Here is a 12,857-nt window from a genome sequence, read left to right as displayed (position 1 = left end):
ACCTGAGATAGAGTCAATTATATAATTTTAAAATTAGTAGTTTTTTTATATCACTAAAATATACGTTATTTTACGAGCCATTTCTCTCCGGTTTCACAGAACTGATAAACCTGTCCGGGACTAGCGGCCTTAAACCGTTCTATGCTGCAATTTTCTGCCAGAAGAGCAACATGCAGAGCTTCTTCCGGGGCCATAAAACCTTCGTCCGTAAGCTGGAAAGTGCCCCAATGAATTCCTATGGCCTGTTTTGCCTGTATGTCCTTGTAAATACGCACGGCTTCATGTGGATTAACATGCTGTCCCGTCATAAACCATCGTGGTTCGTATGCACCAATTGGAATGAGTGCCACATCCGGTGCACCATATCGGGCATGCAGAGCGCGGAACAAGACTCCATCGCCATAGGCTGTATCTCCAGCAAACCAGAGCTTTTGACCGCGTATGTTCAGCCAGAACCCCGCCCACAATGCCATCCGCCGGTCCAAAATACCCCGTGCGGACCAGTGGTGTGCTGGAGTCAGCATTATATTGAGTGCTGGAGCAATAATCTGCTGGTCGTACCAGTCTCCTGCAAAAATACGGGCTTGTGGAATGGCTTTTTGAATAATGTGATCATTCCCTAATGGCATGACCATCAAAGGATTATGCGCGACCTGCAACCGTTTAAGCGTAGCCAGATCAAGATGATCATAATGATTATGGCTGATAAGCAGCACATCAATCGGTGGCAGATTTTCAAATGCTATACCCGGAGCACTGACCCGTTTTGGACCCACCCAGCGTAACGGGCTTGCCCGCTCGGACCACACCGGATCGGTCAGGATATTCAGCCCCGCTCCCTGAATAAGCACGGTGGCATGGCCAACTATGGTAATACGCAGGGCATCCACATTTTTTTCTGGTACTGTTGTTGTTATGGGAACAGAATCTGGCCATGGCGTACGATGTGATGTGCGCCTCCAGCGCCACATATCGCGCAATGAGCGGTCTGTGGATGGTTGCCCAGGATTGAAAAACCGGGTTCCATCAAAATGGTCTGTTCTGGGACCTGCATAGTATTTATTGCGCGTAAGAAACACCATGCATTGTCCCCTTTCCCTCCAACAATGCAAAACATGGTGCGCCCAATAATTCAAACGCACCATGCGTAATGCTGGAGGTGTTCATGCGGCTTGGTGCCTAGCTTTGCTGCTGTTTCAGATATGCATCAGTTTTCAATGCCTGCTGAGCCATGGCCAAAGCCCCTTCCCGACTTGCTGCACCACAAATAAAACGGGCAGGGTGAGCAAATACAGCATCGGCAACACCACAAACAGCAGCCAGCTCCGGTCCATTCAGGCCACCCCATGCTTCTGGCAGGGATATCCGCTGGCCAAAAGCGCCGCGTTCTGGCGGAACGGCCTTAACATTCCATTGCCCGCCACCCGTGGGAGAAACCACGTAAATAACAGGTAGATCATGCTCAAAAATAACTTTTTCAGTTGGCATGCCTGTTTCCATGAGCAGAATACGCTTGTCCTGCGCATTTTTATATGCAGACAAAACACGCTCCGTTGCTTTCAGGCTGGCACGAACACGATCGACCGTGTTGACCAGATGGGACGCAACTGCCGTTGCCGCATTGGCAAAGCCAAGGGTTTCGCGCCTTCTGGCTTCTTCAGGGCCGTGAAGTTCAGCAGTATCCCACGGTGGGCTGCAGGCAGAAACAATATCAGCCAACGACAGTTTGCCCATTTTGGCTACGCCGTTATCATCCTGATCAATCGGCACGACCAGTGATTTGTCAATACTTTGCCAGATTGCCGTAATCGTGGCGTCATCTACATTGGTACGCACGAGATTGCTTACCGCAGCTTTGCCGTAGTCTTTCCACAGCAGTCCGGCAGCACTGTATGGAGTGCCATCTTCACGCAGGGGCTTGTCCTTCATGTGGTGGTCATAACGGCCTTTGGCAGGGTCATAAATCCCCCCGACATCGAACACGATATCTGCGGCCTGAATGCGTTCGGGGTCACGCGAGCGAAAGAACTTCAGGCAGTCATCGGGGCCTTCGCCCAGAATACGGGCGCGCAGATCCCCCATTGGGGCCAGCGCATAATGAAGCACGACATACCCGAGTGTTTCATCAACATGGAAATTGCCCGAATGGGTCAGTGCTGTTGTGATGGTTGCCTCATGACCGAGACCAATGGGAGTATGTTCAGACATGATGATGACCTGCTGCAAACTGAGGATAAATTTTCATAAGTCTCCTCATGCCGCACGCTCTGGTGTCAGACAACTGGCTTCAGCAGGATATATGAACATAATCCGGTTTTTCCCGGCTTATGCCCGGGTATGAAAGCCGGTTTTGCTCCTAAACCCCATTATGCGCCATCCCTCTGACCTGTGGGATGGCGCACGGGGCGTAAACTCGCGTACGCCCGAGAATTACTGTGATTTGATAACCGCGCAGGCTACACGGTCCCCTGCACCACCAATTGGCTGACTCTGGTAATCATCGGGGTGAGCATGAATAACCAGTGAAGAGCCATCTGCATCCAGTAGAGCAGGTCGACCCTTGCCCGCTTTAAGCGCCACCAGAGGAGAGAAAAGTTCTACCGTAGCGGTGCCATCGGCTCCGACAAACACGTTTGGCAGATCGCCTGCATCATTCGCATTAGGGTTCAGCAGACCATGCACCACCGGAGAAGCTGCATGCACATGTGGCCCGGCCGTTGTAAATTTAGGCGCTTCACACACGCCCTTGTCGTGAAAGTGCATTCCATGCCAACCTGGTGTCAGCCCTTTTGCTTCCACCCGTACTATAACGCCTCTGGGAACGTCGGTAATGGCGACAGTGCCGTGCCCCGCGCCATCTGCACCCACCAGAGTGCCAGAAGCCGTATCGGCCGCACGGGCCAGAGATGGCAGCAGAGCCATTGTGCAGGCCAGAAGAACCAAGTGCTTTGAATGAGTCATAACCATGGCGCATGCCCTTTCAGTCAAAAATCAAGGAGATTCGCTCCCCTTGGCGTATCATAAAATACTGATCACGGGAGTTTGGTCCGTGTTTGCCAGAAAACCTTAGAACATCGTGCGGCAATCCACCACGCCCGATCGGAGAGGTAAAACATTCCTGTCTGTATCGGACATGCTACCGCCCGACGTGATTGTGTGGAAATCCTTACAAAAACGCACTCTTCCCCAGCGGGTTCCCGCAACAATATTAGAATAGCGCATAACAGGCAGAATAGGATTGACGGAAATTTGACAATAGCTGATGCACCAATGCCAGCCTCAGAACCTGTTATTTAACAGTTTTCTGGATATTTGCCACGCAACCCTATGACTGGTCAGGCTTTATGAACAGGTAAGAGTTCCACCATGAACATCAATCCTACAATACTATTCAGGCGGTTCGGGTTCCCATAATGCACATGACATCTGTTGTGCTTCTACTTTTGCTGATCACGGCGGTAGCCGGACCTGCCGCCCGACTTCTGCGCCTTCCGCTACCACTTTTACTGATAACCTGCGGTATTGTAGCGTCACTTATCGGGTTGCATATTAATTTTGAACCCGACACATTTTTACTCCTCTTTATTCCTCCCCTGCTTTTTTCAGACGCATATCTCATGCCACTGCACAATTTTCGAGAGTTGCGCTGGCCTATTCTGTTACTGGCCGTAGGACTGGTTATTTTTAGCACCATCATGGGCGGATATTTTATTCACTGGCTGCTTCCTGTGGTACCCTTGGCCGCAGCATTTGCCCTGGCAGCCATTCTCTCTCCCACCGATGCAGTAGCCGTGGGTGGCATGATTGATGAAGAACGCGTTCCCAGACGATTTTTGCATATCCTGCAAGGAGAAGCCCTGCTGAATGATGCATCCGGCCTTGTCTGTTTCAAGTTTGCCGTGGCCGCCAGCCTGACCGGCACTTTTTCTGTCGTGGATGCGTCTTTCGGATTTATGCTTGTGGCCGTGGGGGGTATTTTAATTGGTATGGCGTTGACGTTTGGCTTTAATTTTATCAACCGCATTCTGTCCCGCCATGGCTTTGACGAACCCACAACACAGATCACACTCATGACCCTGCTGCCTTTTGCCGCTTATCTGCTGGCTGAGCATCTGGAGGCATCGGGCATACTCGCAGCAGTCAGCGCGGGATTAAGCCTTAACCAGAGCAGGGTATTTGGCTCAGCCCAAACCGCCACCCGCCTGCGCGGAAGTGCGGTATGGGAAATGATTACCTTTGTTTTTAATGGTCTGGTTTTTCTGCTGCTTGGATTGCAACTGCCAGATATTGCGACACAAGGTATTAGCCTTGCCAACCGGGCGGGGGATAGCACATGGTCTTTGGTGGGCACAATTGTCCTGCTGACCGGCATGTTGCTTCTGCTCCGTCTGGTCTGGATATTTTTCATAAGCAGCACACGTTACCTGATTGCAAAAACGCGTGGACATAAAGCTGGCAGGGTTTCTGTTACGGAAACAGCGGCCATGACCATAGGTGGTGTTCGTGGCGCGGTCACATTGGCAGGTATCCTCTCCCTTCCCATTGCGGAAAACGGTTTGCCTGCATTTCCCATGCGGGATCTGTTGGTAACTTTTGCCGCTGGCGTCATTATGACATCTCTCCTGATCGCCGCACTTGTATTGCCTTCTCTAAGCCGCCGTCTTCGCCATGATGGTGGAGACCCGGTTAACAGGGAAGCAGACGAAGCCCGGCGCCTGCTCGCACTGGATGCCATTGCAGAAATGGAACGCCAGTCCGCCCTTGTCACCAAACAACTGGATGAAAATACGGCGCAGCAACGCGCAGAAGTAACCGCCGCTTTGATCGCTGAATACCGCTTCAGGTTACGGCTTTTAGAAGACGCACCCGAAGACAGACTCAAAACCGAGGAATGCCAGAACACTGACAGTCTGCACCGGGATACGGCCTTGGCAAGACGACGGTTTGAAGCCGCCCTACGCCTCCATCTGCTCCGAACGGAGCGTAAAGCTCTGGCGCGAATGCGGCAGGAAGGACAGGTAAGTGATGAAATAGAACGCCTTTTAACCCATGACCTTGATCTGGAAGAAACTGCACTTTCGGGCAGCGCCCGCGCCCTGCCAAGACATCTGCACTACACGGACGGCCCAAAAATGTGCAACCCGCTTATTTATACGGGTTGAATACGGCTTGATGCGTTATGTTCAGGATGCAATGTCGGTCAAAATAACAACGGCTTCCTGTATGGCCATGACAACCACACGCTCAGTCCGGGTCAGCATTGCACCGTCTCCCTCGGCCAGAGACATGCCACACAAGGTAATTGTTCCACGGACCACCAGTACATGCAGGTCCCGGCCCGGCATGGTCTGGTAGGCGGCCCCTTCTCCTGCGGGAATATCGGCATGCAAGAGCCTGCTGCGCGCCCTAAGTGTTACGGGAGAACCGTCCTCTATGACCTCCGCCATATCCGGGTCATCTTCGGGAAAACCGGAGGCAATAATCCGAAAGCCGCCATCTTCCAGCTTTGGAAACGCAGCTCTTACTTCCTGCGCGGGCCAGTCTCCTTCCGTATCAGCCAGAATCCAGAACTGGATAAATGATGCCTCCTCCGCGCCGGTCTGCCACGCCATGCTGCGAACACCAATTCCGGTGCTGAGCAGGTGCAGACCGCCAGAGTGTATGGATTCTACAGGAAAACCCTCCACATGTGTCTGCAATGCCCCCGAACACAGCCATGTTATAATATCCACACTGGATTCTGGCCCCAGTTGATAGCGGCTTTGCGGCGGGATGGTACCAAGATTGATCGCCTTTAACCGCCCTTCATGCTCATTCTGCGGCGCCTGATAATCCGCAAAAGCAAAATGGCACCGCAGGATGAGTGTACCGGAATGGGCCAGGCCCAGACTATCCGCCCGACGAATAGTGATCATGGTGTATTGTCATGCATGTCTGGGGGTTTCTCCGGCGTCAGGGTATAGTGTTTCCCAGCCGCCTCCGATGGCACGGTAAAGATTTGTAACAGAGCCGGCCACATGCGCGGTAGCCTCGACCAGTGCACTTTGCGAAGCCAGCAGGGCGTTCTGTGCGGTCAGCACATTCAAAAAATCGGATGAACCCTGCACATACTGCGCCTTGGCAACACCAAGGGCGACCTCATTCTGCTGCACGGCCAGTGCCAGCTCATCCCGCCTTTTCTGGGCAGCGGTAAAATCAGCCATGGCATCATCAATTTCCTGCCATGCTTTCAATACTGTGCGCTGGAATAAAACGGAAGCTTCCTGTTGCTGTGCCTTACGCAGGTGGAGTTGTCCCGTCAGCCGTCCGCCTTCAAAAATTGGCAATGTGGCGGTAGGGCCAAACCCATACTGGCGGGACGCCCATGACCCAAGCCCGCTAAACTGGAGAGCCTGCACGTCCAGACTGCCAGACAGCGTAATCCGCGGGAAAAAATCGGCCACAGCTACGCCAATACTGGCTGTGGCCGCATGCAGCCGGTCTGCCGCCATCCGAATATCAGGCCGCCGCTGTGCTAACTCCGATGGCAGGCCTACAGGCACAAAATCGGGCACAGGCGGCACGGCCGCAGGCCGCCCCAATACGGTATCAAGAGCGCCAGGTTCGCGCGCGACCAAAAAACTCAGGCTATTCAGCAAATGTGTAGCCTGCGCTTGCAGGGGCGCTGCACGGGATTCAAACATGTGCAACTGTCCCGTAGCCTGCGCCACATCCAGCCGGGTTGCAGCGCCCTGCTCCAGCCGCATGGTGGTTAACTGCACACTGTGGCGGGCAATGGCGATATTATGATCCAGAATACCAATCTGCGCCTGTGTGGCACGCAGGTCTATGTAGGTCTGGGCTGTTTCGGCCATAAGCGAGACCAGTATGTCACGCCGGAACTCTTCCGTGGCGTGCACGGCAGCAGTTGCCGCCTCTACCTGCCTGCGTACATGCCCCCACAGATCCACCTCCCATGAAGCGTTCATTCCGTATTGTGGAAGATTAAAAGAAGGATTGCCAACACTTCCCGGTAATGCAGCCGGGCCAAAACCCTGAGCACCACTGGCAATGCTGCCTGCTCCAGCCTGCTCCATGCTTCCCATCAGCCCCAGAATACCATTGCTGCTCGCCCGCTCCCGTGCGTAGGAAGCATTGGCTTCCATGTGGGGGAGCTGGGCAGCGCTGGCAATGCGCCGTTCTGCCCGGCTTTGCATCAACCGCAGACTGGCAGCCTGCAGGTCCAGATTGGATGCTGCAACCTCCCGCTCCAGCCGTGACAGCACCGGGTCATGGAAGAGAGTCCACCAGGCCGGATCGGTCGAGGCCGTGCTGATCCGGCTTTGCGCGGGAGGTTGCGTCATCCGCCACGCAGATGGCGCTCTGGCTTGAGGTTTATGGTAATCCGGCCCTACAGTACAGCCTGCAAGGGCAAGGAATGAAAGGCCAGCCAGAAGCAGGTGCTTCATGCCGTTACTGCCAGATATAGCGTGCATCATGGGCATGCGACCCTTCAGGTTTGGAGGCTGTGTCAATATTCACTTCCACCGACATGCCAACCCTGACCTTGGCCGCCATGGGCTGTCCGGGGTCAAACGTCAGCTTGACTGGAATACGCTGGACAACCTTGGTGAAGTTACCGGTGGCGTTATCTGGCTGAATGGGGGCAAAAGCCACCCCGGTAGCGGGAGCCAGTGAATCCACGTGGGCCTTGAGCGGTTGGCCAGGGAATGTATCCACCCAGACAGTTGCCTGCTGGCCTGCCTGAACATCGGTAAGTTGCGTTTCCTGGAAATTGGCAAGCACATAAGCCGCCTGCGTGGGTACTACAGCCAGAAGACCCGTGCCCGGATGCACGTAAGCCCCAACACGCACACCACGCTCCCCAACCACACCGTCCACCGGTGCAGGAACGGAACAGTAGGACAGGTTGAGCCCGGCCTGCCTGACCGCCCCTTGCGCATGCAGCAGAACGCCTTTGGCATGTTCGAGCTGCGCCTGAAGCACCGCGACCTGCCGGATCGCGGCATCTACCCCCGCCTGATCGCGGGTTATGGCTGCCTGTGCTTCTTTTTCATGTGCTTCGGAAGACTGCTTTTGCTCAATGGTGCCTGCCCCACCAGATGAAAGATTGCGGTAGCGCGTGGTGTTCTGGCGGGCGAACACCAGATCAGCCTGATCCGCCAGAACCGCCGCGCGGGCCTGTGCTATCAGCGCATCCTGCCGGTTCAGTTCCGCACTCAGGTTTGCAATATCTCCTTCTGCCGCCAGCACATTGCCTTTGGCAATGTCCAGAGCTGCTCGGTAATCATCATCTTCTATATGCGCAAGTTCCTCACCGGCTCGCACGCGTTCGTTATCCTGAGCGATCACGCGGTCTATACGACCAGCAACCTTGGGGGCTACGGTTGTAAAATCGGCTGTAACATAGGCATCGTTTGTATACTGGTTGACACCATCTCCATTAACCAGATGTGCCCCCCCCCATGCGACCAGGGCAAGAACGCCAGCAGCACATCCGGCATACAGCAGAGGTTTTTTGTAAATCATGATCTGTTATTCCGGTTTAATGGACGGGAGTGTTGGGTGAAGGCACACGCGGTGGATACACGCGATGCGGCAGAACAAGATTCATGGCGGCATAGCCAAGACAGACCCAGATCAGTACGTAGTACAGATCAGTCAGCGCCAGCACGAGTGACTGCTCATGCACAAAGGTATGGAAAACCTGCAGACCGTTCCATGTAACATGCGCACCATCGACTGATGTGCCGCCAAGCTGCTGGTCAATGGGATTACCCATACCCTGTAACGCCAGCCGTCGTGTGCCGTGGTGATCGAGCAGCATGGAGGAATGGTATTGCTCCCGCCTGCGGGTAGCGACGGCAAAAATGGCAAAAGCAACCGCATTGGCCAACCCTTTGAGCATGTTCACCATACCGGAAATAAATGGTCCATCTGCTGGCCCCATAGCCATTGTCGCCAGCATAAGGGTAGGGATAACGGTCATGGGCTGACCAAATACCTGGAGTATCTGAAGCAGGTAAAAATTATCCCGCACCCAGTCCACCGTCAGCCAGGTGCCTAACCAGGCAGAAATGGCAAGACACACCATGCCTCCCGCGAGCACGAAGCGGCAGTCCACTTTACGATTACTGCATATCCAGGCGATCAGGGGCAGCATGACCAGTTGCGGCAAAGCCACGACCAGAGATACCGGTACCATTTGTATGGGCCTGTACCCCCGCACGGATTGCAGGTACGTAGCCGGTATTTCCGCCATAATGGAGCAAATGGCCAGAATACCCACCAGCGACAGCAAGGATGCCTGAATATTGCGCGAACGCCAGTACTGAATTCTAAAATACGGGCTGGGGTGAAAAGCCTCATTGATTACAAAGACAATAAACGCAGCCATCCCCCAGAATGTAAGATTGGTAATGATGGATGAACGGAACCAGTCCAGCCTGTCCCCCTGATACAGCACGATCACCAGGGAGCAGATGGCTGGCCACCCGACCAGAAGGCCCAGCCAGTTGAACTTCTCAAACCGTTCAAAGTGCATTGGATCACGTGGCAGTCCATAGGCCATCATGGCGATGGCAAGAGCTGCTGTGGGTATGATCTCCCAGTACAACCAGTGCCAGCCTACATGCTCAAACCAGAATGCCTCCAGTGGCAGGCCAAGATTAGGGCCAAAAGTAGCACTCATGGCGTACCCTCCAATACCCAGCACACGGAACTGAGGTGGCAGGTATTTCAGCATTACGGTCATGAGCACCGGCGGCAGACACCCCGCTGACAGGCCCTGAAAAGCCCGGAGAATACAAAGGGAAGTGACGTCCGGCATAAAAGGAGCCGGAATGGACAGCAACGCCAGAACTGCGGTCATGAAAATGGAGAACCGGTAGATCGAGAAGGTCGTGTAGAACCAGGGTGTAAAGGCCATGGCGGCAATGTTGAACGCCTCGTAAATGGCGACGACCCAAGTCCCTTCATCGTGACCAATGTGCATGGCCCCGCGAATGTCGGACAGGCCGATTTCTGTCACATGCTCATCAAAACCTGCGACATGCACGGCAAGCAGCATGCCCAGACACCCGATCACAGTGCGCAGGCCAAATGGCGGAATATAGGAAAACTGCGGTGGTGACGCATGAATAACAGGCGCACCAGCCACTGGTGCAGGAGCGGCGTTTGTCATACCCCAGATGTTTCCGATCAGAGCGCCAGAAACAACCCTCATTCATGGCAACTGACGATTCCACTTTCTGGAATAATAAATGGTGGTATCTGCGCCAGATAACATCTATTTTTGCAGCCATGAGAGGCTACGACCTAGATCTGCTGCGCTTCCTACAGGTTCTGATAGAAGAGGAAAGCGTTTCGCTCGCGGCGAGGCGGCTGAAGGTAAGCGAGCCAGCCATGAGCCGCCATCTGGCCAAACTACGAGTGATTTTTGCCGACCCCATTCTGGTTCAGTCCGGCCGGAGTATGAGCGCCTCCGCCTTTGCCGCAGGTATTCTGGACAGGGTGCAGGAACTGGTGCGCGCGGCAGATGGTCTGATAGAAACACGCGCACTGGCCAATCTGGCCAACATGGCGCCCACCTTTACCATCCGCGCGAATGATCTGGTTGTTGCATCCCTTGCCTTGCCACTTTTGCAGGCGCTCAAAAAAGAATGTCCACGCTGCGAACTGATCTGGGCGCCAGAAACTGATGACCCGGCCTCCGACCCGTTACGACATGGCCGCGTTGACCTCTATATTGGTGCAACCGATGTAATGAAGCCCGAAATAAGGCGTCAGACCCTGTTCCGTGATCATATGCGCGGCGTTGTGCGCCGGGATCACCCTGTTCTGGCGAACCCTGTTACCCCCCAGAGCATGGTGCTTTACGATTATATCAGCGTTTCCCGCCGTGGCCGTGCTCAAGGCCCGATTGACTGGATTTTACACAACCAGTTCGGGTTGACCCGACGTATCGCCATGGTGGTACCCAACTACCATTGTATGGTGGAAAGCATGAAGGAGACAGACCTTATTCTTCCCCTGCCTGGTATTGTTGTTGAATATATCTCGCTCAAGGCGCTGGAACTGGCAGCATTTGAGTTTCCGTTATCCCTGCCCGGCATTGATGTTTTTCAGGCATGGCACCCACGGCGGGATACGGACCCCGTGCATCGCTGGCTGCGTGAAACCCTTTTCCGTGTTTCACGGAAGGTTCTGGGAGCTTATACGTAATCATCAGGTGCTTTTTACAAAAATCCTGCTGTGCGGATATAAGGCCGTAAATCACTCAAAAAAGCCTTAACACTTGCCCGCGTATGCTGCCGCGTTGGCAGAACGGCGTACAGGTCAATTTTCTCGCCTTGCAGGTCCGGTAAAATACGCACCAGTTTGCCTTCTTCAAGATCCTGATAAACGTCGCAGAGCAGTTTATAGGCGATCCCCTGCCCCGAGAGCGCCCAGTCATGAATAATCTCGGCATTGGTGGTGGAAAGGCGGGGCTCTACCATAACCACACCCGTTTCCGTCTCATTCCCGATGACCCACTTGTTTAGCAGCGCCATGGTTTTGTTTTTACGCAGACATAAACAATCATGTTTGGGAATATCGCGCGGATGTGTCGGCATGGAGCGGCGCGCGATATAGGCAGGGGACGCGCAGAGCACCCGCATTGTAGAGGCAAGGCGGGTTACAACCGCCCCCGGTGTTTCTGGCAGACCAAGCCTGAGCACCACGTCCAGATAATCGTTAAAATCATAGTTCCCTTCTGGCGCAAGGGCCAGATTGATCATCAGGCGTGGGTGCCTGGCGCTGAAGGCTTCGATAAACGGTGCGATCTGCCTGCGACCGAGTTCGACCGGAGCACCAATGCTTAACGTGCCACGCGGTGCATTGGTGCTGGACGATATTTCCTCTTCCAGATGGTCAATATCGGCTACAATGGTCAGGGCGCGTTCGTAATACAACCGCCCCGTCTCACTCAGACCAAAATGGCGCGTGTTCCGGATAACCAGCGTACTGCCCAGCCGCATTTCCAGACGCGCCAGACGGCGGGATACGGCTGCCGGAGATGTACCCAGGCTACGCGCTCCGGCGGAAAGACTACCAGCATCTACCAGACTGATGAAAAAACGTAGATCCCCGGTTTCGTCATAAGACACGGCGCCTGCTCCTTTTATAACGTGCTCTGATGACCAATTTTTGCGTTTAGTGTAATATTATTTTTCCTAAATTGTCACTACCGAAGATGTGAAAGGAAGGGCATATTCAGTTTGGAAGATAATGGTAAAGCACAAACCTCCTTTGCCCATCTGTCAAAAAGCGGACAGACGATACAAACCAGCAACGGAATGAGACAATGCCAATGCACGCGACCGCCGAGCGGATCAAGGAAGATTATAACGATCCCGCCTTATCGCATGAAGACACTCTGAGGCAGAACCTCATCGGCACATGGGAACTCGTGTCCTACAAGGTGGAAGAGAAAGAAACCGGCAACTTCATCAACGCAATGGGACCTGCGCCCCGTGGCCGTGTTGTCTTTACCCCCGATGGCTGGGTCGCTTTTAATCTGGAAGGCAGCAACCGCCTTGCGGCCACAACAGATGCAGACCGCTCCCAGCTCATGAAAACACTGGTCGCCTATATCGGCCGCTACCGTGTTGAAGGCGATCAGTGGATCACCAGTGTGCAAACCGCATGGGCACCAGAATGGGTCGGTACCGAACAGCGCAGAACAGTCACCCTGAACGGTGATTACGCAGATGTTGTAACCCCATGGCGTAAAATGCCTAACTGGGCGGCAGGGCGGCTTTCGCGCAGCATTATCCGCTTCCGTCGGGCAGGCACGGCGTAAACCAGTCACGCAG

The 12,857-nt window shown here is 54.1% G+C and carries 11 protein-coding genes; 3 read left to right on the top strand and 8 right to left on the bottom strand.

Going from position 1 to position 12,857, the window contains the following annotated elements:
* Nucleotides 1-65: 65 nt before the first annotated feature.
* The 3 genes from PY793_RS11375 to sodC all read right to left on the bottom strand — a co-directional run bounded on the left by PY793_RS11375 (nt 66) and on the right by sodC (nt 2,961).
* A complete protein-coding gene (locus PY793_RS11375; RefSeq protein ID WP_275178131.1) occupies nt 66-1,082 on the bottom strand; it encodes an MBL fold metallo-hydrolase in 1,017 nt (338 codons plus the stop codon).
* Nucleotides 1,083-1,179: 97 nt separating this feature from the next.
* Nucleotides 1,180-2,208, bottom strand: coding sequence for an MYG1 family protein (locus tag PY793_RS11370; protein ID WP_275178130.1), 1,029 nt, complete (start codon nt 2,206-2,208; stop codon nt 1,180-1,182).
* Between the two features lie 222 nt (nt 2,209-2,430).
* Nucleotides 2,431-2,961, bottom strand: a complete 531-nt coding sequence (sodC, locus tag PY793_RS11365) for a superoxide dismutase[Cu-Zn] (protein ID WP_408744704.1) — start codon at nt 2,959-2,961, stop codon at nt 2,431-2,433.
* 452 nt (nt 2,962-3,413) lie between these two features.
* On the opposite strand from sodC, the gene PY793_RS11360 reads away from it, so the two are divergent.
* Nucleotides 3,414-5,162: a Na+/H+ antiporter gene (locus PY793_RS11360; protein ID WP_275178128.1), complete on the top strand. Its 1,749-nt coding sequence runs from the start codon at nt 3,414-3,416 to the stop codon at nt 5,160-5,162.
* Nucleotides 5,163-5,183: 21 nt separating this feature from the next.
* Here the strand turns inward: PY793_RS11360 and PY793_RS11355 are convergent, their stop codons facing one another.
* The 4 genes from PY793_RS11355 to PY793_RS11340 are packed head-to-tail and all read right to left on the bottom strand — an operon-like array spanning nt 5,184 to nt 10,183.
* Nucleotides 5,184-5,915 (bottom strand): pirin family protein, encoded by a 732-nt coding sequence (locus PY793_RS11355; RefSeq protein ID WP_275178127.1) that lies wholly within the window; start codon nt 5,913-5,915, stop codon nt 5,184-5,186.
* Between the two features lie 9 nt (nt 5,916-5,924).
* Nucleotides 5,925-7,448, bottom strand: a complete 1,524-nt coding sequence (locus PY793_RS11350) for an efflux transporter outer membrane subunit (RefSeq protein WP_275178165.1) — start codon at nt 7,446-7,448, stop codon at nt 5,925-5,927.
* A 4-nt stretch (nt 7,449-7,452) separates the two neighbouring features.
* Complete coding sequence (locus tag PY793_RS11345; protein ID WP_275178126.1) at nt 7,453-8,529, bottom strand: HlyD family secretion protein; 1,077 nt, start codon at nt 8,527-8,529, stop codon at nt 7,453-7,455.
* A gap of 16 nt (nt 8,530-8,545) precedes the next feature.
* Nucleotides 8,546-10,183 (bottom strand): MFS transporter, encoded by a 1,638-nt coding sequence (locus tag PY793_RS11340; protein WP_275178125.1) that lies wholly within the window; start codon nt 10,181-10,183, stop codon nt 8,546-8,548.
* Between the two features lie 119 nt (nt 10,184-10,302).
* Here PY793_RS11340 and PY793_RS11335 point away from each other — a divergent pair, with 119 nt between their 5' ends.
* The gene (locus tag PY793_RS11335) at nt 10,303-11,223 is read left to right on the top strand and encodes a LysR family transcriptional regulator (protein WP_275178164.1); all 921 of its coding nucleotides are present in this window, start codon (nt 10,303-10,305) and stop codon (nt 11,221-11,223) included.
* Nucleotides 11,224-11,237: 14 nt separating this feature from the next.
* Here PY793_RS11335 and PY793_RS11330 read toward each other — a convergent pair whose 3' ends face one another.
* Nucleotides 11,238-12,149 carry a LysR family transcriptional regulator gene (locus PY793_RS11330; protein WP_275178124.1) on the bottom strand — a complete coding sequence of 304 codons (912 nt, stop codon included), beginning with the start codon at nt 12,147-12,149 and terminating at the stop codon, nt 11,238-11,240.
* Nucleotides 12,150-12,346: 197 nt separating this feature from the next.
* Here PY793_RS11330 and PY793_RS11325 point away from each other — a divergent pair, with 197 nt between their 5' ends.
* Nucleotides 12,347-12,844, top strand: a complete 498-nt coding sequence (locus PY793_RS11325) for a lipocalin-like domain-containing protein (protein ID WP_275178123.1) — start codon at nt 12,347-12,349, stop codon at nt 12,842-12,844.
* Nucleotides 12,845-12,857 lie beyond the last annotated feature (13 nt).

Origin of the sequence: Acetobacter fabarum (genome assembly GCF_029069195.1) — a bacterium.
In the GTDB taxonomy this organism is placed as follows: domain Bacteria; phylum Pseudomonadota; class Alphaproteobacteria; order Acetobacterales; family Acetobacteraceae; genus Acetobacter; species Acetobacter fabarum_A.
Note: the sequence above shows the minus strand (reverse complement) of the source record. Positions and strands in the feature narration are given on the sequence as shown.